The 20,597-nt window shown below is 68.1% G+C and carries 21 protein-coding genes and 4 pseudogenes; 16 read left to right on the top strand and 9 right to left on the bottom strand.

Features of this window, described 5'->3' with window-relative positions:
* Window positions 1-348 precede the first annotated feature (348 nt).
* Together carA and F1643_RS13225 are read left to right on the top strand one after the other, a co-directional pair.
* A pseudogene (carA, locus tag F1643_RS13230) lies at window positions 349-1,522 on the top strand (glutamine-hydrolyzing carbamoyl-phosphate synthase small subunit).
* Between the two features lie 86 nt (window positions 1,523-1,608).
* A pseudogene (locus tag F1643_RS13225) lies at window positions 1,609-2,495 on the top strand (EamA family transporter).
* 89 nt (window positions 2,496-2,584) lie between these two features.
* Here the strand turns inward: F1643_RS13225 and F1643_RS13215 are convergent.
* On the bottom strand, window positions 2,585-3,670 hold the full coding sequence (locus tag F1643_RS13215; RefSeq protein ID WP_255542737.1) for a hypothetical protein: 1,086 nt from the start codon (window positions 3,668-3,670) through the stop codon (window positions 2,585-2,587).
* 94 nt (window positions 3,671-3,764) lie between these two features.
* Window positions 3,765-5,011, bottom strand: a pseudogene (gene serA / locus F1643_RS13210) (phosphoglycerate dehydrogenase).
* 219 nt (window positions 5,012-5,230) lie between these two features.
* Between serA and arsC the strand changes: the two are divergent.
* The 3 genes from arsC (at window position 5,231) to F1643_RS13195 (ending at window position 7,616) form a co-directional block, all read left to right on the top strand.
* Window positions 5,231-5,572 (top strand): arsenate reductase (glutaredoxin), encoded by a 342-nt coding sequence (arsC, locus tag F1643_RS13205; protein WP_194913642.1) that lies wholly within the window; start codon window positions 5,231-5,233, stop codon window positions 5,570-5,572.
* 33 nt (window positions 5,573-5,605) lie between these two features.
* Window positions 5,606-6,538, top strand: a complete 933-nt coding sequence (gene prmB / locus F1643_RS13200; RefSeq protein WP_194913641.1) for a 50S ribosomal protein L3 N(5)-glutamine methyltransferase — start codon at window positions 5,606-5,608, stop codon at window positions 6,536-6,538.
* A 97-nt stretch (window positions 6,539-6,635) separates the two neighbouring features.
* On the top strand, window positions 6,636-7,616 hold the full coding sequence (locus tag F1643_RS13195) for an alpha/beta fold hydrolase (RefSeq protein WP_194913640.1): 981 nt from the start codon (window positions 6,636-6,638) through the stop codon (window positions 7,614-7,616).
* Here F1643_RS13195 and F1643_RS13190 read toward each other — a convergent pair.
* The 4 genes from F1643_RS13190 to F1643_RS13175 form a co-directional block, all read right to left on the bottom strand.
* Window positions 7,607-8,209, bottom strand: coding sequence for an N-acetyltransferase (locus F1643_RS13190; RefSeq protein WP_194913638.1), 603 nt, complete (start codon window positions 8,207-8,209; stop codon window positions 7,607-7,609). The two genes, F1643_RS13195 and F1643_RS13190, sit on opposite strands and share 10 nt — an antisense overlap.
* A gap of 83 nt (window positions 8,210-8,292) precedes the next feature.
* Complete coding sequence (locus F1643_RS13185; protein ID WP_149223272.1) at window positions 8,293-8,748, bottom strand: MarR family winged helix-turn-helix transcriptional regulator; 456 nt, start codon at window positions 8,746-8,748, stop codon at window positions 8,293-8,295.
* 155 nt (window positions 8,749-8,903) lie between these two features.
* The gene (locus F1643_RS13180; RefSeq protein ID WP_149223271.1) at window positions 8,904-9,323 is read right to left on the bottom strand and encodes an organic hydroperoxide resistance protein; all 420 of its coding nucleotides are present in this window, start codon (window positions 9,321-9,323) and stop codon (window positions 8,904-8,906) included.
* 452 nt (window positions 9,324-9,775) lie between these two features.
* Entirely contained in the window at window positions 9,776-10,300 is a 525-nt protein-coding gene (locus F1643_RS13175) for a helix-turn-helix domain-containing protein (protein WP_194913636.1), read from the bottom strand.
* A 231-nt stretch (window positions 10,301-10,531) separates the two neighbouring features.
* Between F1643_RS13175 and F1643_RS13170 the strand changes: the two genes are divergently transcribed.
* Window positions 10,532-10,831, top strand: a complete 300-nt coding sequence (locus F1643_RS13170; protein ID WP_194913633.1) for a helix-turn-helix domain-containing protein — start codon at window positions 10,532-10,534, stop codon at window positions 10,829-10,831.
* A gap of 17 nt (window positions 10,832-10,848) precedes the next feature.
* A complete protein-coding gene (locus tag F1643_RS13165) occupies window positions 10,849-11,679 on the top strand; it encodes a ParB N-terminal domain-containing protein (protein ID WP_194913632.1) in 831 nt (276 codons plus the stop codon).
* A 171-nt stretch (window positions 11,680-11,850) separates the two neighbouring features.
* On the opposite strand, the gene F1643_RS13160 is transcribed toward F1643_RS13165, so the two are convergent.
* Window positions 11,851-12,141 carry a hypothetical protein gene (locus F1643_RS13160; protein ID WP_206692479.1) on the bottom strand — a complete coding sequence of 97 codons (291 nt, stop codon included), beginning with the start codon at window positions 12,139-12,141 and terminating at the stop codon, window positions 11,851-11,853.
* Between the two features lie 92 nt (window positions 12,142-12,233).
* Window positions 12,234-12,479: a hypothetical protein gene (locus F1643_RS13155; protein WP_194913628.1), complete on the bottom strand. Its 246-nt coding sequence runs from the start codon at window positions 12,477-12,479 to the stop codon at window positions 12,234-12,236.
* A 105-nt stretch (window positions 12,480-12,584) separates the two neighbouring features.
* Between F1643_RS13155 and F1643_RS13150 the strand changes: the two genes are divergently transcribed.
* The 4 genes and pseudogenes from F1643_RS13150 (at window position 12,585) to F1643_RS13140 (ending at window position 17,555) form a co-directional block, all read left to right on the top strand.
* Window positions 12,585-13,037: a DNA transposition protein gene (locus F1643_RS13150; protein ID WP_194913626.1), complete on the top strand. Its 453-nt coding sequence runs from the start codon at window positions 12,585-12,587 to the stop codon at window positions 13,035-13,037.
* A gap of 3 nt (window positions 13,038-13,040) precedes the next feature.
* Entirely contained in the window at window positions 13,041-15,119 is a 2,079-nt protein-coding gene (locus tag F1643_RS13145; protein WP_194913624.1) for a transposase domain-containing protein, read from the top strand.
* Between the two features lie 77 nt (window positions 15,120-15,196).
* Window positions 15,197-15,604 (top strand): annotated as a pseudogene (locus F1643_RS24775) (AAA family ATPase); the annotation flags it as partial.
* A gap of 70 nt (window positions 15,605-15,674) precedes the next feature.
* Window positions 15,675-17,555: a hypothetical protein gene (locus tag F1643_RS13140; RefSeq protein WP_370540585.1), complete on the top strand. Its 1,881-nt coding sequence runs from the start codon at window positions 15,675-15,677 to the stop codon at window positions 17,553-17,555.
* Window positions 17,556-18,033: 478 nt separating this feature from the next.
* Here the strand turns inward: F1643_RS13140 and F1643_RS23130 are convergent, their stop codons facing one another.
* Window positions 18,034-18,159 (bottom strand): hypothetical protein, encoded by a 126-nt coding sequence (locus F1643_RS23130; RefSeq protein ID WP_255542736.1) that lies wholly within the window; start codon window positions 18,157-18,159, stop codon window positions 18,034-18,036.
* A gap of 146 nt (window positions 18,160-18,305) precedes the next feature.
* Here F1643_RS23130 and F1643_RS13135 point away from each other — a divergent pair, with 146 nt between their 5' ends.
* The 5 genes from F1643_RS13135 to F1643_RS13115 form a co-directional block, all read left to right on the top strand.
* A complete protein-coding gene (locus tag F1643_RS13135) occupies window positions 18,306-19,337 on the top strand; it encodes a hypothetical protein (protein ID WP_194913622.1) in 1,032 nt (343 codons plus the stop codon).
* Window positions 19,334-19,825, top strand: a complete 492-nt coding sequence (locus F1643_RS13130; protein WP_194913620.1) for a hypothetical protein — start codon at window positions 19,334-19,336, stop codon at window positions 19,823-19,825. The genes F1643_RS13135 and F1643_RS13130 overlap by 4 nt, the downstream gene beginning before the upstream one ends.
* Window positions 19,825-19,965, top strand: coding sequence for a hypothetical protein (locus tag F1643_RS13125; RefSeq protein WP_194913618.1), 141 nt, complete (start codon window positions 19,825-19,827; stop codon window positions 19,963-19,965). The genes F1643_RS13130 and F1643_RS13125 overlap by 1 nt, the downstream gene beginning before the upstream one ends.
* Window positions 19,962-20,369 carry a hypothetical protein gene (locus F1643_RS13120; RefSeq protein ID WP_194913617.1) on the top strand — a complete coding sequence of 136 codons (408 nt, stop codon included), beginning with the start codon at window positions 19,962-19,964 and terminating at the stop codon, window positions 20,367-20,369. The genes F1643_RS13125 and F1643_RS13120 overlap by 4 nt, the downstream gene beginning before the upstream one ends.
* Window positions 20,366-20,597 (top strand): hypothetical protein (locus F1643_RS13115; protein ID WP_206692478.1); only part of this gene is annotated, 232 nt, incomplete at its 3' end. The genes F1643_RS13120 and F1643_RS13115, both read left to right, overlap by 4 nt.

Below are 20,597 nucleotides of genomic sequence, written 5' to 3'. Positions count from 1 at the left end.
CTTCCTTGTTCATCGTATCCGGCATCCGGCCGAACTGGGCAACTATCCGGAAAGCGTCTGCCGATTTCCATACAAAAGCCCTGACAAAAGCCCGGCAAGCCGCCGCCGGCCGCCTTTGCCACCGGTTCAGGGCCGCCTTGCAAAGCTATTGCTGGAAATCCGGCATCCAATCGTCATATAGGATGTCCGGCCCACCCGATAAGCCCACTCGATCCCGCGTCACCGCCCGTACCGGCGGAGGTGGGGTGCGAGCGGTTCCGTGTGCGCGCCCGGCGGACGCTAGGCCGTCGCCGTTCCGCCGATCAGCCGATCCGTCGCCGGCCGCGGTTTTTGGGAAGGTTCACAGGAATGACTCTCGCCACTCCCCCCTCCGACGATGCGGTTCACACCGGCGTGCTTGTTCTGGCCGACGGCACGGTGTTCCGCGGCCGAGGCATCGGCGCCACGGGGGATTCGGTGGGCGAGGTGTGCTTCAACACCTCCATGACCGGCTATCAGGAAATCCTGACCGATCCCAGCTATGCCGGCCAGATCATCACCTTCACCTTCCCGCACATCGGCAACACCGGCGCCAACACCGAAGACATCGAGACGATCACCCCGGCCGCCCGCGGCCTGATCCTGCGCGCCGACATCACCGACCCGTCGAACTGGCGCGCCACCCGCCATCTGGACGACTGGCTGAAGAGCTACGGCCTCGTCGGTCTGGCCGGCGTCGACACCCGCCGCCTGACCCGCCGCATCCGCGACCTGGGCGCGCCCAACGGCGTCGTCGCCCATGCGCCGGACGGCAAGTTCGACATCGAGGCGCTGGTCGCCAAGGCCAAGGGCTGGCCGGGTCTGGAGGGCATGGACCTGGCCAAGGACGTGTCCTGCCGCCAGACCTATGACTGGACCGAGGCCGGCTGGACCATCGGCGGCGGCTACGCCACCCAGGACAATCCGCAGTACCATGTCGTCGCCATCGACTACGGCGCCAAGCGCAACATCCTGCGCTGCCTCGCGGCATCCGGCTGCAAGGTGACGGTGGTGCCGTCTACCGCCACGGTCGAGGATGTGATGCGCCACCAGCCGGACGGCGTCTTCCTGTCCAACGGCCCCGGCGATCCCGCCGCCACCGGCGAGTATGCCGTGCCGACCATCAAGGGCCTGCTCGACACCGGCGTGCCGATGTTTCGGCATCTGCCTCGGCCACCAGATGCTGTCGCTGGCGCTGGGCGCCAAGACCACCAAGATGCAGCAGGGCCACCGCGGCGCCAACCATCCGGTCAAGGACCTCGCCTCGGGCCGGGTGGAGATCACCAGCCAGAACCACGGCTTCGTCGTGGTGCCGGAAACCCTGCCGGCCGACGCCGAAGTCACCCATGTCAGCCTGTTCGACGGCACCAACGAGGGCATCCGCCTGAAAGGCAAGCCGGTCTTCTCGGTGCAGTACCACCCGGAAGCCTCGCCCGGCCCGCAGGATAGCCACTATCTGTTCGACCGCTTCGTCCAGCTGATCGCCGAGAAGAAGGCGGCCTGACGGTCGAGCGGAACAATCCCGCTGAAAAGGGCGTCCCGGTGGGGCGCCCTTTTTGCTGATGCCCCCCTTTTTGGGAAAGCCGGATCATGGCCCGGTCCACCGACCTGCTGCTGACCGCCATCGCCCCGGCGATCTGGGGCAGCACCTACATCGTCACCACGGAACTGCTGCCGCAGGGCTATCCGATGACGGTCGCGCTGCTGCGCGCCCTGCCGGCCGGGCTCCTGCTGTTGCTGCTGGTGCGCCGGCTGCCGTGGGGATGCTGGTGGGGACGCTCACTGGTGCTGGGGGCGCTGAACTTCTCCTTCTTCTGGGCGATGCTGTTCGTGTCGGCCTATCGCCTGCCCGGCGGGGTCGCCGCCACGGTGGGGGCGGTGCAGCCACTGATCGTGATCGCCCTGTCGCGCCCGCTGCTGGGCACGCCGATCCGCCCGCTGGCGGTCGCCGCCGCGCTGGCCGGCATCGGCGGTGTGGCCCTGCTGGTGCTGAAGCCCAGCGCCACGCTGGACGGCATTGGCGTGCTTGCGGCGCTGGCCGGCGCTGGATCGATGGCCGCGGGCACGGTGCTGAGCCGGCGTTGGCGCCCGCCGGTGTCGCCGCTGACCTTCACGGCCTGGCAGCTGACCGCGGGCGGAGTGCTGCTGGTGCCGGTGGCGCTGCTTCTGGAACCGGCGCTGCCGGTGCCGACGGCGGCCAACCTGCTGGGCTTCGTCTATCTCGGCCTGATCGGCGCGGCGCTGACCTACATCCTGTGGTTCCGCGGCCTGTCGCGGCTGGAGCCGTCCGCGGTTGCGCCGCTCGGCTTCCTCAGCCCGGTCACGGCGGTGGTTCTGGGCTGGGCGCTGCTCGGCCAATCGCTGACCGGCTATCAGATCGCCGGGATCGTGCTGGCGCTCGCAGCGTCTGGGTCGGCCAGCGGGCGCAGGCTGCACCCGTCACCCCACCGGCCGCGACGGCCGGCGCAGGGACTTGACGACGGCTTTTCCGGCGGCGGCTTTCTTGGCGGCGGTGCCGCGCCATATCATCCAGGCTCCCGGCACGCCCCACCCCCTGCCCCGGACCTCAATGCGCCGTCTGCCGCCCCCGCCGATCGCCATCCCCGCCGCCCCACAGGAGGAGCGCCCCGCCTGCCCGCTCTGCGGACGGCCGATGGTCCCCGGTGCCAGCGTGAACGAACACCATCTGGTTCCGCGCACCTATGGCGGTCGGGTCACGGTGACGATGCACCGCATCTGCCACGCCAAGATCCACGCGGTGCTGACCGAGCAGCAGCTTCGCGAGCATTATCATGAGATCGAGGCGCTGCGCGGCCATCCCGACATCGCCGCCTTCATCCGCTGGGTTCGCCGCAAGCCGCCGGAGTTCACCGACGGTCACGCCACCGACCGGCGGCGCCGTAAGCGCTGATAGGGACTTATCCTCGCCGGACGGTCTGCCGTTGGGCGGGTTTCGGCAGATAGTCGCGGGCCTCGCCGTTGCAGACGCGGCTGACCCGCTCATACTCCTCCACCGTGTCGACCTGGGCCTGCCGACGGTCGCGCTCGCGCCGAACTCCTGCATGATCCGTCGCATCGCCGATTCGAGCGGCCGGCGGATCGCCGCCATCGCCTGGGCCTGACTGCGCGACCGCACCGGCGCCATGCCCTCCAGCACCTGATCCAACCGTATGCGGATCTGCGGCATCATCTCGCGCAGCAACGCCTCGTCCACCGCGACATGGCGCATCTCATGGGCCAGCACCTCGCCATGCAGGCAGGAGTTCACCGGGATCTCGCTGGCGACATGGACGATGCGCTGCTGGAAGCCGAAGCTGATGGTCACCGTGCTGGCCGACGCGCAATAGGTGCCGTCGCCCATGGTCCTGAACAGGGCGGAGACCTGCGACTGCTCGCCATAGCGAGCCAGGGTCAGCCCCAGCACATGGCCGCCGGCACTCCCCACCGGTCCCGGAGTGCGTCCCGGCAGCCGGGTGAGCTGCGCGATCGTTCGCCCGTCGTCACGCTGGATCGGTGCCAGCACGCTGTCGAACACGAGCTTCGTCGGCGGAAATCCGCTGCAGCCATTGGACTGCGCGGCGGCCGGCGAAGCGGCCGGCAGGGCGACGAGCAGCATGCCCGAAAGGAAGAGGAACAGGAAGCGAACGGTCATCCCGATACAGATATCAGGAAACCGTCCGCGGACAAGAGACATGGAAGGGCAGATCGGGGTGCCGTCGAAAGAACCTCGCCGGCACCCCAACCCCTCACTGATGCGCCGGGAACAGGAAGCGCGCCTTCAACGTGCCTTCGATGGTGCGCAGGTCGTTGACGACCTCCATCTCCTCGACGTCGCCGTTGACGTCGACCACCACATAGCCCAGCTCCGGATCGGTTCTGGAGATACTGGGCGGCGATGTTCAGGTCGCGGCCGGAGAACACCTCGTTCACCTTGCGCAGGATGCCCGGACGGTTCTCGTGGACGTGCAGGAAGCGGGTGCAGCCGGCCTGAACCGGCAGCGCCACCTGCGGGAAGTTGACCGCGGCCGACGGTGGAGCCGTTGTCCGAATACTCCAGCAGCTTCTGCGCCACCTCGGTGCCGATGTTGGCCTGCGCCTCCATCGTCGAACCGCCGATGTGCGGAGTCAGGATGGCGGTCTTGATGCCGCGCAGCGCGCTCTGGAACTCTTCCTTGTCCGAACCGGGCTCGACCGGGAAGACGTCGATGGCGGCACCCAGGACGTGGCCGCTGTTCATCGCGGCGGCCAGCGCCTCGATGTCGACCACCTGGCCGCGGGCGGCGTTGATCAGGTGGCTGCGCTTCTTCATGGCCGCCAGTTCGCGCTCGCCGATCATGTTCCGGGTCTGCGGGGTGTCCGGCACATGCAGGGTCACCACGTCGGACACCGACAGCAGTTCCTCCAGCGAATCGCAGGCGCGCGCATTGCCGAGCGCCAGCTTGCGCACGACGTCGTAGAAGCGGACCTGCATGCCCATGGCTTCCGCCAGAATCGACACCTGCGTGCCGATATGGCCGTAGCCGACGATGCCCAGAGTCTTGCCACGGATCTCGTAGGAATCCTTGGCCGACTTCATCCAGCCGCCGCCATGGACCAGCTGCGACTTCTCGAAGATGCCGCGCATCAGCATGATGATCTCGCCGATCACCAGCTCGGCCACCGACCGGGTGTTGGAATAGGGGGCGTTGAACACCGGGACGCCGGTGCGGCGCGCCGCCTTCAGGTCGACCTGATTGGTGCCGATGCAGAAGCAGCCGACGGTGATCAGCTTGGCCGCCTCCTCGAACACCTTGGCGGTCAGATGGGTGCGCGACCGGATGCCCAGGATGTGGACGGACCCGATGCGCTCCAGCAGCTCATCCTCGTCCAGGGCGCGCGGCAGCCGCTCGACCGAGGCATAACCGCCGCGGGCCAGCTCGTCGATGGCGTTGTCGTGGACACCTTCCAGAAGAAGGATGTTGATCTTGTCCTTGGAGAGCGAGAGCTTGGTCACGGCCGGCATCCGTATCTGGGCATCGGGACTGATCGGCAGCCCGCCTGCCTGAAACGGCGCGATGGGCCACGGAAAAGCGAGCGCGCAAAATAATACCAAAGGCAGCCCTTGTCACCTGACGGATGTTGCGCCGCCGCAGTGGTTTCCGCATGCCGGATTGGCGCGGGACCGCGGGTTGGGTGTATCAGTCGGACCGACCTTCCAATTTGGAAAACCGCCATGAGCGACGTGACGATCTACCACAACCCGCGCTGCAGCAAATCGCGCGAGACGCTGGAACTCCTGCGCTCCCGCGGCGTCGAGCCGGCGGTGGTCGAGTATCTGAAGACCCCGCCCAGTGCGGCGGAGCTGTCGGCCATCCTCGCCAAGCTGGGCAAGGGTCCGCGCGACATCACCCGCGCCAAGGAGGCGGCGGAGGCCGGCTTGCCCAAGGACCTCGACGGCGAGGCGCTGATCGCCGCCCTGTCCGCCCAACCCGTCCGCCATCGAACGCCCATCGTGGTGAAGGGCGACCGCGCCCGCGTCGGCCGGCCGCCGGAGTCGGTGCTGGACCTCCTCTGACCCCTTCCCGTCCCTGACCGGAGCCTGCAGCCCTTGACCGCCAAGCACACCGCCGCCACAGCCGCCGCCGAACTGTCGACCATCCGCGATTTCCTGCGCTACGGCGTCAGCCGCTTCAACGAGGCCGACCTCGATTACGGCCACGGCACCACCACGGCCTTCGACGAGGCGGTGTTCCTGGTGCTGGAGACGCTGCACCTGCCGGTCGACCAGCTCGACCCCTATCTCGACTCCCGCCTGACCGCGGCGGAGCGCGAGGCGGTGGCCGGCATCCTCCATGCCCGCATCGACACCCGCAAGCCGGCGCCCTACCTGCTGAACAAGGCCTACATCCAGGGCATCCCCTTCTATGTGGACGAGCGGGTGATCGTCCCGCGCTCCTACATCGGGGAGCTGCTGTTCTCCGACCTGTTCGGCGGCGACGATTTCACGCTGGTCGAGGACCCGACCTCGGTGGAGCGGGTGCTGGATTTGTGCACCGGTTCCGGCTGCCTCGCCATCCTGGCCGCCCGCATCTTCCCCGAGGCGCAGGTGGACGCGGTCGACCTGTCGCCCGACGCGCTGGAGGTGGCCAAGCGCAACGTCGCCGACAGCGGGTTCGAGGACCGCATCACCCTGCATCAGGGCGACCTGTTCGCGCCGCTGAAGACGCGGAAATACGACGTCATCATCACCAACCCGCCCTATGTCGACGCCGAGGCGATGGACGCCCTGCCGCCCGAGTTCCGTGCCGAGCCGGAGATGGCGCTGGCTGGCGGCGACGACGGTCTCGATATCGTCCGCCGCATCCTGAAGGAAGCGCCCAAGCACCTGACGCCGGAGGGCGGCCTGCTCTGCGAGTTCGGCACCGGCCGCGAGATCCTGGAGGCGGAGTATCCCCACCTCGACTTCCTGTGGCTGCAGACCGCCAACAGCTTCGGCGAGGTGTTCTGGCTGACGCGGGAGCAGTTGAAGGCGGGGAAGTGAGGGGCTAACGCTCCCGCTCCCGGGAACCCTTCCCCCCGCACCCGGTTGTCCTCTCGACGATGCTGCATCGCAGCAGCCGCTTGAGAGGACAACCACCATGACCGACCGCCAATCCACCATCCTCAAGACCCTGGGCATCACCGCGCTGGCCTTGGGCGGGCTGGCTGTCACCAACACGCTGGCGGCCCGTGCGGCGGAGCGGCGCTACCCGCCCGAAGGGCGCTTCGTGACCGTCGACGGCGTCCGGCTGCACTATATGGAGGCCGGCGAAGGGCCGCCGGTCGTGCTGCTGCACGGCAACGTCTCCGCGCTCGGCGATTGGCTGGCGAGCGGGCTGTTCGACCGGCTGGCGCGGAACCACCGTGTCATCGCCTTCGACCGTCCCGGCATGGGCCACAGCGACCGTCCCCGCGACCGCGCCTGGACGCCGGAGGATCAGGCGGACCTGCTGGCCAAGGCCTTCGCGGTGCTCGGGATCGAGAACGCGGTGGTCGCCGGCCATTCCTATGCGACGCTGGTGGCGCTGGCCCTGGCGCTGGACCATCCGCGGACGGTGAAGGGGCTGGCTCTGCTGGCCGGCTATTACTTCCCGACCAAGCGGGTGGACGCGGTGATGGTGGCGCCGGTTGCGGCGCCGGTGCTGGGCGACCTGCTGCGCTACACGGTGTCGCCGCCCTTCTCCAAGGCAGTGATGCCGGCGATGCTGAAGACCCTGTTCTCGCCCCGGCCGGTGCCCGACCATCTGACGGAGACCTTCCCGGCCGCCCTGACCACCCGCCCCGGCCAACTGCGCGCCAACGCCCAGGACGGCGTCACCATGGCGCCGGCCGCCGACCGGCTGCAGCACCGCTACGCCGACGTAGCCGTCCCGGTGGCGATCTTCGCCGGCCATGAGGACCGCGTCGTTTCGCAGGAGGATCAGAGCGGCCGCCTGCATCATGTGCTGCCGAACAGCAGCCTGCACTGGGTGCCGGACTGTGGGCATATGGTGCATCACGCCGACCCGGACATGGTGGTGCGCCGCATCGACGAACTGTCGGCCGAAAGCGCACCGCTGCGGGTCGCCGCTCAGAGATAGCGCCGCATCAGGATGCTGCCGCCTTGATGCGGCAGGCGGGGGTGCCAGGGGATATCGGCGCGGCCGATCTCCTCGAACCCCTCGCCGGCATAAAGACGACGGGCCGGCTCGTTGTCGGCCCAGACATGCAGCGTGACACGGTCGAATCCACCGGTCCGCGCCCGTTCGTAGAACCAGCCGAGCAGCCGGCCGGCGATTCCGTGGCGCCGCTGCTCCGGATCGACCGCCAGGGCCGACAGGAAATAGCTGCCCCAGTCCAGCGTTTCGGAGAATGCGGCCATATGGGCGATGCGGTCGGGCGGCAGGCCGCTGTAATCCTCCGTCCGGATCCAGTCGGTGGGATAGCCGTGGGCAACGCCGACGACCCGCCCGTCCAGTTCGGCGATCCCGCTCTGCCGATGCGACAGCGAACCGCTGCGCCCGGCAAGGCCCGGCATCAGCATTTCCGCCGCCGTCAGCCCCGGCATCAGCCCGTCCAGCAGAAATTCGTAGACCCCGCCCCCGGCGATGTCGATCAGCCGGGCGAGGTCCGGTGCGTCGTCGGCATCGGCCGCACGGATGCGGAGACGGTCGTCGATGATATGGGGAGTCACGGCAGGCACCTTCCTTCCGGGGAGCGGCCGGATAGGAAAGGCCGTCCGGCCGCCGATTTCCAGTCCCTTTCAAGGGCGCCGGTTCAGTTGTGGTCAGCGGCCCGGTTCAGGTCGTCACGCAGTTTCAGCAACGCCTCGCGCAGGGAGGTCAGTTCCTCGACCGAACAGCCGGCGGCGGCGGCGATGTGGGTCGGCAGGCATGCGGCCTTGCTGCGCAGCGCAGCGCCGTCGGGGGTCAGGCGAATGCGAACAAGCCGTTCGTCCTGAGGATCGCGGGCGCGGGTGACCAGCCCCTGCCCTTCCATCCGCTTCAGCAGCGGGGTGAGTGTGCCGCTGTCCAGCCCCAGCCTTTCGCCCAGCGCCTTCATCGACTGCCCGTCCTCCTCCCACAGCAGCAACATCGCCAGATATTGCGGGTAGGTCAGGCCGAGCGATTCCAGCAGCGGACGATAGACACGGGTCATCGCCAAATTCGCCGAGTAGAGGGCGAAGCAGGCTTGGTTGGAGAGCAGAAGCGGATCGTTCCTGTCGGCAGTCATGGCTTTGCGGAACCTTCAAAACGGCGTGCACCGCCGGGCTGCGGCGCGCCGGTCGATCATGCGTTCGGCACAATCGCGCGCAACAGCCCGGCGGCGCAATCCTGAAGGCGTTTCGCCTCAGGCAATCACCCTATGAACAACCTTGGGCAAGCGCCTCAGGCGACCGTCGTGGTGACCGGGATGTTGCCCTTGGTGGCATGGCTGTAGGGGCAGACCTTGTGGGCGCGGGCCAGCAGATCCTCCGCCGCAGCCTTGTCCATGCCCGGCAGCGACACGACGAAATCCACCGTCAGGCCAAAGCCCTCGCCGTCGTCGCGGGCACCGATGCCCACCGTGGCCGTCACCGACAGGTCGGCCGGAACGGCGATCTTGTCGCGGTTGCCGACGAACTTGATGGCGCCGATGAAGCAGGCGGAATAGCCGGCGGCGAACAACTGCTCGGGGTTGGTGGCCCCGCCCTGCCCGCCCAACTCCTTCGGTGCGGCCAGCGCGACCGACAGCAGCCCGTCCTCGCTGACGGCCTTGCCGTCACGGCCACCGGTGGCGGACACCTTCGTCGAATACAGGGTCTTCATGGTGCGCTCTCCTTGCATTGGATATCGGGGTTTGATTGGCGGGGCGGCGGGAGAAACCGCCGCTGGTGATCTCGTGGGACTGAACATCGCTCACAATTCGATCGCGCGCAACCTATCTGATCATGCGCAATGAGATTGTGCGCTGTAACCAGTCAGTAGTTCCTGGAGAGGGCCGGGATCTGGTGGGATTTGCGGGGATGGCGTGGGATGCCTGAAAAACTGCGGGTTTTGCCAGTCGGCGCCCACGGCGAGCTGGAGCGGCTCGTTTCTGGAGTAGGGGACGAACCGGAGCAGCGGGACAGTTGATCCTGGAGCATGGCACGTTCGCTCGTCATCGTTGGCCGGAACCGGGTCGCATATCCCATTATGCAACCAGAACGGGCGCAGAATGGATTCATTTCGCGTAAATACATTGGTGTGATTATTGCGCAGGCTGGGGTTGGTTATAAGCCTCAGGCCCGGCGTTTGCTCGATCCGGGGTCGCTGGCGGCGGCGCGCAGCTCCTGGCGCAAGGCGGCGGTGACCTCGCCGACCTCGGTCAAGCGGTCGTCGGGATCGGCCACCGTGGCGACGATGCGGTCGTGCTCCTTCGCGGCCCGCTCAGTCGCCTGATGGATGGCGATCGCAACACCCATCTCCTTATAGACCAACAGAATTTTCTCGACCAATCGCCCAATTAAACGGCGGTCTGTGGAGGGGGCGGGCGCCTCGGCTGCGCCAATGAACGTCGCCGGCTCTTCCTTGTCGCTATCGGGACGCATTGGGCCTTGGCCGCGCAGCAGCCAGTCCAATGAGACTCGCTCGTAGTCCGCAATTCGGCACAGATGCTCTGATTTCGGGATCGTATTTTCGTTCCAGAACCTGGAAAACGTGCTGCTAGGGATGCCGACCCGCTTGGCCCACGCAAAGGGCTCCTCGCTCCCAATCAACAGCTCCAGGCGCTTGTGAAAGCCCTCTTCGAGAGTTTCGGGGTTCATCGGTCAAACTCCGAAATACACGAGATCACAACTCCGAAATTTCGGAGATTCCGAAGATCGTTTTCTATCAATGCCTTAACCCAAACGCTCCACATTCTCCGCTCCCGCAAACTCCGAAAAAGGGATTTTCCCGTTGCTGAAATCCGATATCAGAGTTACTTTTTCCCCGTTAGTCCAAAACACACCACGAAATGACCGGCCTGGCGGGGCCGATTTGACAAGGGGAGAGGGATGGCGCGAACCGCCGACATGGTCCCGGCCGAAATCCGGTTCCGACTGAACAGCAAGGGCCTGACCTTCGCCGACGTCGATCGGGCCTATGGCCTGAAGGACGGCACGGCGCGCAAGGCCGCACGGCAACCGCACATCGATGGCGAACTCGCCATCGCCGAGATGCTGTCGTGCTCGCCACGCGAACTCTGGCCTTCGCGGTTCAGCCCCATCGACGGCAAGCGCCTGAAGCCTCAACCCATCAAAAACTATACGGACCCGCCACGCCTTTCGCACCGTCAAAAGCAGAGAGCCGCGTGAACATGAAAACCTCTGGCATGAAGTCCCTCGGGTTGCAGGACATCCCGATTTCCGAAATCGACACCGGGTTCCGGCTGCGGGCCGTCGATGACGGGTATGTCGCGCTGCTCGCCGAGAACATCCAGGAGACTGGACGCCTGCGGCAGCCGATCGAAGTGCGGACGGTGAAGGGCGGAGGGTTCCGCCTGATCGCGGGCGGGCATCGGCTGGCGGCCTGCACCAAACTGGAATGGGCGACCATCTCCGCTTTCGTCTACGAGGCGACCGAGGACGAAGCCCGGCTGGCCGAGATCGACGAGAACCTTGTCCGGCACGAGCTGAACCCGCTGGACCGCGCGACCTTCCTGTTCGAGCGCAAGGCCATCTACGAGCGGCTGAACCCGGAAGCTGCCAAGGGCGGCGACCGCGGAAACCAGCACACAGGCGGCAAGACGAGGCAAAGCGAAATCGTTTCGTTTAGCCGCGACACCGCCGAGCGCATCGGCCTGACCGACCGCACCATCCAGTTGGCGGTGAAGATCGCCACCGGGCTGGCGCCCGACGTCAAGGCCGCGGTGGTCGGGACGGAGATCGCAAAGACCCAGGCCGAACTGCTGGCCCTTGCCAAGCTGGGGCCGGCCGAACAGCGGGCCGTGTTGGGCATGCTGCTGGGCGATGCACCCAAGGCGAAGTCGGTGCGGGAAGCCCTCACAGTGCTGTCGAACCGTCCGCCCAAGACGGCGGACGGCTACGCCAAGCTGCTGACCGCGTGGCGCCACGCCGGAACCGGTGAGCGCCGGGCCTTCGTGGAATTCCTGCGGAAGGACGGCGCTCTTGGAGAAGTCAACGGCTTGGAGAATGTCCAGTGAGCGTCATTGCACCACAGTCATCATCGCCGCCCACTTCCGCAGAAGCGCCGACCTACTACCGGCTCCTGGCCGAACTCTTGATGCATGCCGCCGCCACCGGTTTGACGGCGGGCGAGGTCCAGTCAGCCTTGACGGCGCTGCGCATCGTTCCCGATGACCATGCCCGTCAGGTCATTCGGGATTGCCATCTTCGAGCGTGAAGAGGGTTGGAATATGAGGCCCGGTTTCCTGATCCTTAACGGCGCGCGCCAAGTCGACAAGGCCGGCATGAAGCGCCTGGCAGGCTTTGATCACGGCGTCGGTGTATCCTTCCGTCGTGGTGACGGGCACTTTGAGCGTGAATTCATTCGCGCCCAATTGCGCCTCAAACAGAACATCGAATGCCACTGTTCCGGGGTGCGCGCCAGCCGCTGGCTGAATACCGGTCATTGTGACGCTTCGGACAATCGCCTTTGTAACCACCTGAGATCCTCCATCGGTTGTGTGGCAACACCGATGATAGGGGCGGATCGGCCGGCCGTCACTCGCTCCGCGGGTGCGGCCGGCTGGTTCGGTCAGTCGACGAGCGGGCTGGGACGGAGGAAGTCCACCTCCTCAATCGCTTGGTCGAGGAAGGCGTGCTCAAGATCATCCCGTATCCGGCCCTCACGGATGCGCAGGAGCAGCGCGTGCGTCCCTTCGGCCAGTTCTGGGTCTCTTTTGACCAACTGGACGAACAAGGCATCCAGCTTGAGGGCGGTAACCGCCGCGCGCATCACGGTCTGTTCCAGGGTGAATTCGTCCAGCGGACTGTCGGCCATATCGCGAACCTCCTTCTGTGCCGTTGCTCTCGCAACGGTAGTACAGAATGCGGCGCGCGTCACTTTTTCAGCTAAGGGCAGCAAGCACCCTGGAGGCTCCGCGTCATGAGCCGCCGCCGCGACACCCAGACGCTCGACCTGCTGGCGTGGCAGCCGCCGGAACCGGTGCGGGCGTTCCCACCGGAAAAGGTGCGGGCGGCATCCCTCCGCTCGGCAGTCGCGAAGGCGGTTTCGCTCGCCCTGAAGGAATGCGGCCGAGACCGCGACGACGTCGCTCAGGCCATGGGCGAGTATCTGGGCGAGGCGTGCCCGAAGACGATGCTGGACGCCTACGCCAGCGAGGCGCGGGAAGAGCACGTCATCAACGTCGTGCGCTTCATCGCCCTGATGCACGCCACTGGCGACCGCCGCCTGCTGCAATTGCTGGCCGAGCCGTTCGGGTTGGCCGTGATCGACGCCCGCTATCTGCCCGCCATCGAAGACGCCTTGCTCGACGACAAGATCGCCGAGCTGACCCAACGCCGCCAGTTCGCGCGGCGCCGCTGGAAAGGGGCTTGAACCATGAAAGAGTGGTACGGCGCCGCTGAGCTGGCCTCGCTTGCTCTGCCGGGCATGCCTGAAACTGATCGCGCTTTCCAACTCCGCGCGGTCCGCGAGAACTGGCGTTCCCGACCTCGTGAGGGGCGCGGCGGCGGCCTGGAATACCATGTCTCTGCCCTGCCTACTGCGGCGCAGGTCAAGCTGACCCTGACGGAACGGAAGAGCGCGGCTACGCCTGTCCAGGCGCCCGCCCCGGCTGGCCGCGACGAACTCTGGCGTTGGTACGACAGCCTGCCCGAACGCAAGAAGGATAAGGCCCGTCTGCGCGCCGAGGTGCTGGACGCCGTGATGGTGCTGCACCGCAACGGCGTCACCAAGGACGTCGCCGTCATGACGGTGGCCCAGCACCATGATGTCGGCCCCAGCACCGTCTACAACTGGCTGGCTCTGGTGGCCGGCAAGGACCGCGCCGACTGGCTGCCCCACCTCGCGCCCCATCACACCGGGCGCACGGCGACCGTGGAGTGCGATCCAGCCGCCTGGGACATGCTGAAGTCGGACTATCTGCGCAACGCCGCCCCACCCTTCAGCGACTGCTATGAGCGCGTGTGCCGCGCCGCCAAGGAGCAGGGCTGGAGCGTGCCGTCGGAACGGACCCTGTTGCGCCGTCTGAACGCCACCGTCCATCCGGCGGTGATCGTGCTGGCGCGCGAAGGGATGGAGGCAGCCAAGCGGATGTTCCCGGCGCAGGAGCGCGACCGCTCGCACTTCACGGCGCTGGAGGCGATCAACGGCGACGGCCATCGCTGGGACATCTGGGTGGAATGGCCCGACGGCACCGTGGCCCGCCCCAACATGGTCGCCTTCCAGGACCTCTATTCCGGCCTGATCCTGGCGTGGCGGGTCGACCAGACCGCCAACAGCTGGTCGGTGCGGCTGGCGATCGGCGACCTGATCGAGAATTACGGCATCCCGAAGAAGTGCTGGCTCGACAACGGGCGCGACTTCGCCAGTAAATGGCTGACCGGCGGCATCCCCAACCGCTACCGCTTCAAGGTGCGGGAAGAGGAGCCGGTCGGCATCCTGACCCAGCTTGGCGTCGAAATCCATTGGACCACCCCCTATTCGGGACAATCCAAGCCGATCGAGCGCGCCTTCCGTGACTTCGCCAGCGACATCTCGCGCCATCCGGCGTTCGAGGGCGCCTACACCGGAAACAGCCCGGTCAACAAGCCGGAGAACTACCGCAGCCGCGCGATCAAGCTGGACGATTTCCTGAAAGTACTGGCGTCGGAGATCAACCAGCACAACGACCGCATCGGCCGTACCGCCCGCAACTGCCGGGGCCGGTCGTTCCGGGACACCTTCCTGGAGAGCTACCGGACCGCTACGGTCACCAGGGCGACCGAAGAGCAGCGCCGGCTGTGGCTGCTGGCGGCCGAGGGCGTCACCGTCAACAGCCGCGACGGCACCATCAAGCTGTTCGGTAACCGCTACTGGGCCGATTTCCTGCACCTGCATCTGGGAGAGACGGTCGCGGCGCGTTTCGACCCGGAGTTCCTGCACGACGGCGTCCACATCTACCGGCTGGACGGCGGCTATCTCGGCCATGCGCCGGTGCTGGAGGCCGCCGGTTTCGACAGCGCCGACGCCGCCCGCGAGCATGGCCGCCAGCGCCGCCGTTGGCTCAACGCCCAGCGCGACATGCTGGACGCCGAGCGCCGGATGTCGGCGGCCCAGGTCGCGACCATGGTGCCGCTCAACCTCGGCCCCGACACCCCGGCCGAAGCCAAGGTGGTGCAGCTGCCGCGCCCGGTGCTGGATCTGAAGCAGACGCCCCAACCGGACCTGACCGACGCCCAGCAGGAGCGTCGCGAAGCTCTCGTCACCGAATTCCGCCGGCCCGACGCGGCGCCGACCAAGGACGAAAAGACCCTGCGCCTGGAAAAGGCGGCTGCGATCGAAGCCGCCCTGGCGGCCGGTCAGGCAGTGGCCGAGACCGACGCCGCCTGGTTCGGCCGCTACGCCAAGCTGCCCGAGTGGAAGGCGCACCAGCGGCTGGCTGCCGACTTCTCCGCCGGCTCCCAGGCCACCGCCTGACCGCCCGCAGACGACCCGGCCCCGATCCTTTGCCGAGGATCGGGGCCGGACACCGAAATGCATCACAGACCAACAGGATGGACGATATGACCGTCGCTCCCTTCCCCATCAAGCCCGACGCCCCCGACGCGGCAAGCCATTCGCTCGCCACGGCGCCGCTCGCCAACGTCTCGCTGTTCACCGAACTGGCGGAACGGGTGGTCGGCCGCCACCGCGCGTTGCCGGGCATGGCGGTGTGGTACGGCCCCAGCGGCTACGGCAAGACGCGCGCCGCCGTCTACGGCGCCAACCGCTTCCGCGCCACCTATGTCGAATGCGGCGCCACCTGGACGCAGGCGAAGTTCTGCCGCGCCCTGCTGATCCAGCTTGGGCTGCCGTCGACCGGCACCGTAGCCGACATGGCGGAGCGGATCATCGACGCGCTGCGGACGTCCCGCAGCCCGCTGATCATCGACGAGTTCGACCATGTCGTCGCCCGCAAGTACGTCGACCTGGTGCGCGAGATCCACGACCAGTCCGGCGCCGCCATCATCCTGATCGGCGATGGACGGCGTGGTGACGGGCGAGCAGTACAGCTCGCTGGTGTCCACGCTGACCACGGCGTGGTCGAGGGCGCAGGGCGTGCTGGGCGCGCTCCGCCAGGGACAGACGGCGGTCGAGCAGGCGGTCGATGCGAACTGGCGTCCGACCCTGGATGCGCGCCTGACCGATGCCGGGCTGTCCGGTGCCGCCATCGCCGCGCTGCGCCCGACGTGGCAAGCCGTGATCGACGGCGCCAGGGGCGGCACCGCCAGTGCCGGGCAGATGCGCGGCGCGCTCGCGGCTCTGGACGCCCAGCTGACCGCCGGCACGATCACGGCCGAGCAGCACCGGGCGGCCGTCGGTGTCCTGACGGCGGCGTGGGCGGACAACACCGCCGTGGTGTCGGTGGTGACGCAACAGCTGTCCACCAGCTGGTCGGAGGTGATGTCGGGACTGGTGGAGGGCTGGCGGACGGTGGCGTCGGACAGCCGGCAGGCCGCCACGGCGTGGAGCGGCGTCGCCGACGCGCTGGAGCAGGCCAGCCGCGACGTGATGCTGGACCGGAACCTGAGCAACCTCGGACCGCGGGCTTTGCGGGACGCCGCACAGGCGGAGTTCGCGCGGCTGCGTGGCGTGGTGTCGGAGTATGCGGCGGCAGTGCAGGCCGGCACGGCGACCGACGCGCAGCGCGTTGCCGCCCTGGCTGCCGCCCAGCAGATCGACGAAGCGGGCAAGAAGTACCTGGAGGCGCAGCGTGCCTACAGCGGCGACGGCGCGGTCTACGACCAGAGCCTGACCGATGTGCGGGCGGCGTGGGATGCGTCGCGGCAGCTTGGTCTGACGTTGAAGGACGCGGAAACCCGGCGTGCCGACCAGATCGACCGGCAGATCGACCAGCTGGAGCGGCTGACGGGCGTCAGCAGCGCCTCCCGCGAGTTGCTGGACCAGATCAAGGGCACCATCACCGCCGGCAATGCCGACATGTCGCAGCTGGTCGCCCTGGTGCGGCAGCTGCCGGGCTACCAGCGCTACAGCGCGCCGACCGATGTGCAGGCCGCATGGGATCGCATGTCCGGCGCAGACCGCAGCGCCGTCGCCCGTCAGCTGGGCTATTCCGGGTCGGTCGACGCCGCCGCCTTCAACGACTTTCTGCAGGCCACTGGCAAGGGCAGCGCGTTCGAAGCGGCAGTGAGAAGCGTGTCCGCGCGGACGCCGACGCTGTCGCCCGAGCAACAGTATATGGCGGCGTACCCGGATGTCGCAGGGTCCGGCATGAGCGCGGCGGAGCATTACGCCGTCTTCGGCGCACGTGAGGGCCGCAACAGCTTCGGCATGACGCTCAACCGGGATCAGGCGTATCTGGCGCGCTACCCCGATGTCGCGTCAGCCTACGCTCGCGGTGAGGTGAGCAGCGCGGCGGAGCATTACCGGCAGCACGGCGCGGCGGAAGGCCGGGCCTATCAGCATGGCGGCGTGGTCGGCGGCGTGGTCGGCAACGGCCTGTACGGCATCGACAGCGTCACCGCCGAATATGCCGGCGGTGGCCGCATCTGGCTGGCTGGCCGCGAGGGCATCCTGACCGCCGCCGCCACCGATGCCATCGGGGGCGCCGCTACCATCGACTGGATCAACCGTCATCGCGCGCTGCCCACCAGCATCGTCGGCGCCTACCAGTCCGGCGGCGTGGTCGGAGGTGGGGGGTGGGCCGATGCACCCCAGAAGCCGGCCGCCGTGGTGATCGACATGGCCCCGGTGGTGACGGCGGTCGGCACCGTGCGGTCGGCCGTGCTGGAGATCGGCGGCCAGATCGCCGCCATGGCCGCCCGGCTGGCCGGGATGGAGGACTCCATCGACAACCAGTCTGCCGAGATCCGCATGCTCGGCAACCGCCTTGCCAAGCTGGTGCAGGCATGACCGAGCCCACCGCCTGGATCGCGGAGATCGACCTGACCCGGCCGAACGGCACGGCCGAGACGTTGTTCGTGACCGACACGCCGATCCGTCCGTTCCCGTCCGACGATCCCGACCGGCCGAACCAGGTCTATCGGTCGCGGTTGGCCGGGCCGCCGGCCTATTCGGTCGGAACCCACGCGGACCTGTCGCGGCTGTCGGGCGACGTCGGCGCCGGGCTGATGGAGCTGCTGAACGGCGACGGTGCCGTGTCTTATCTTGCCGGCTGTGCCATCGGCGCGGTGCATGTCCGCATGGGCCGAGAGGGGCAATACTGGCGCGAGTGGGCGCCGGCGCTGACAGGTCGGGCCGAGGCGCCCCAGCCGACGCTGTCCGCCCGGTCGGCCGGCAAGGTGACGCTGCTCCTGTACGACCTGCGCGCCAGCCTCGACAGTGATGTCGTCACCCGCACCTATGGCGGCGGCAACGTCGGGGCGGTCGGCTACGACGGCACGCCCGACGCCGGCAAGGGAGACACCGTGCCGCTGTGCATCGGCCGGCCGCTGAACGTGCCGGGGAAAGCGGTCAACACGTCCAGCCGGACGTGGCAGATCGACGACGGTCCCATCGGCAGCGCCGGCACGCTCTATGACCGCGGCGACGCGGCGAACCTGTCGCTGGTGGCGACCTCGACGCAGGCCGCCTTTGATTCCGTGGCGCTGACCTCGACGCAGTATGCCCGCGACCTGTCACGCGGCCTGATCAAGCTGGGCGGTGCCATCGGCGGACGACCTGTCGATGGACCCGGTCGGCCGCGCCGACGCCGGCGAGACCGCCGCCACGGCGATCCGCTGGGCGTTGACCCGTCGTGGGGTGGGCAGCATCGGCGACACGCTGGCGAACTGGGCGCCGGCCGCCACCATCGGCGCGTGGTGGCCGGGTGCGGTCCGGTACCGCGAGCTGATCGACCTGATGGCGCGGTCGGAAGGGGCGGCGGTGCTGCCGGACGCGCTGGGGCGGTGGCAGGTCGCGCGGCTGGACGTGCCGGCCGCGCCGATCGCCAGCATCGGCGAGGGGCAAATCCTCGACATCGGCGTCGACGACCAGGACCTCGCCGTACCGGTCTGGCAGGTGACCGTTCGCGGGCGGCGAAACCACCTGGTGCTGGACCGCGGCCGGATCGCCGGCCAGCTGTGGGACACCGACCGCGAGGTGTGGCTGCGCGAGGAATGGCGGAAGGCGGTGGCGAAGGCCGAGTGGGTCAAGGCGCGCTGGGGCGACGATGCCCGCGCCGTCGAGGTGGACACCGCGCTGACCAACCAGTCCGACATGGAAGCCCTGGCCACCCGGCTGCTGACCCTGCTGGGGCCGCGCTCTGACGGCACACCGCGCCGGTCTCTGTGGGTCGTGGTGGAGCTGACGGCCGCCCGGCTCGGCTGGCAACTGGGCCGGACGCTGCACCTCAGCTACCCGCGCGAGGGCATCGCCGACGACATGCTGCTGCTCGGCATGCAGCCGGCGTCGCCGTCGCGGCACCTCATGCGCCTCGCTTCTTCGGGTGACGTGATGGGAACCGCAGCCATCCTCGACGAAAACCTCGCTCTGACCGCCACGCTTTCGGGCGGCAACTGGGCGCTGCCGTTGGAGCACCTGCTGGAGCCGACGGTGCGAGAAACCGTGGCGCGCTGCGTCAGCGGCAATCCGGCCGACGCATGGTTTGACGTTTCGTGGCCGGGGCCGGGTCGGAAGTGGGACACGCTCGTCATTGCCGGCGGGTCGATTGCCCGCGGGCGACCTTCCGCGTGACCTGGTACAGCCATCCGACCGATCGCTCGGCCGCCTCCATTTTGCGGGGAGGTCCGGACGCGCCATGGCTGCGCGTCTACCCGTCGCCAGACCGGCGCCGGGACCGGAGCTATTACGCCGGGAACTATCTGTCCGGCGGCCAGACCGCCCGTGATCTGGGCGGCAAGACGCCTCAGCTGCTCCACCGGCCGGCGCGGTCGCCGCGCTGCCGAGCCGTCCGGGTCGAGATCGATAACCGTGGTCGGCCGCTCGACCTCGGCCATCTGTGGATCGGCCGCGCCTTCCGGCCGGACTGGCCGCACAACTGGGGCATGGTGCTGGAGCCGGTCGACAACAGCCCCGTGGATACCACGCCCGGCGGCCGGCGCATTCCGGATCGCCGGCTGGCGCCGGTGCGTAAAACAGTCCGCTTCGACGACCTCGCCCAGGATGAGGCGATGCGCATGCACGACATCGGTCTGCGTGCGGGCAAGACCGACCTCTGTTGATGATTGAGGACGTGACGCAAGGCCGTCACCAGTGGCGGCGGGTCAAGCTCGCCACGCTGGAGGATGGGACCATTCCCGTCACGCAGAGCGACGGCGACCTGTGGTCCGCCACCCTGAAACTGCTGGAGATCATCGGATGACGACGACCCGCCCGACCGCGGCGATCGAGCGCCTGCGCACACGCTACTACAACGAGAACGCTTACGATCCGGAGGAAAACCCCGGTGGGCTGGATGAGTCTGAGGACGGGCAGACGGCCGGCCATGTCACCAACTTTCCGGCGGCGTTGACGGATGTGGGGGACGCGGCGGCCTATGTGGGAGAGGCGGCGGCCGATGTCGGCGCGGCTGCTGCGGCTGCGCATGGCGACCGCCTGGCGGCCGATGCGGCGGCGGGAGCGGCGGCCCAGCACAGGGCAGAGGCGGCGCAGTCGGCACTGACGGCGGCCAGCATCGTCCAGCACGTCGACGTGACCGAGATCGTGGGGCTGCCGCCGGTCGTCGATCTGCGCTTCTGCGACCCGGCGGGCGTGCCGGCCGGGTGATACAGGGCGGGTCGGGCAAGTGGGTGCGGGCGCAGAGCGGGTTGCTGACCTACGTGCCGGCGGGAGTGCCGCCTATCGAATATGACGCCGCCGGGGCGGTGCTGGGCCTGCGCTGCGAGCGGTCGGCGCCCAACCTCGTGACGGCCAACAACGCCTTCGGCACCGGCCAGTGGACCCGCGTCGGGGCCACCGTCGTCGAGAATGCGGCGATCGGCCCGGACGGGGCGG

The organism is Azospirillum sp. INR13, from assembly GCF_015390205.1.
In the GTDB taxonomy this organism is placed as follows: domain Bacteria; phylum Pseudomonadota; class Alphaproteobacteria; order Azospirillales; family Azospirillaceae; genus Azospirillum.
The sequence above is the reverse complement of the archived record's forward strand: the minus strand, read 5'-3'. Positions and strand labels throughout refer to the sequence as shown.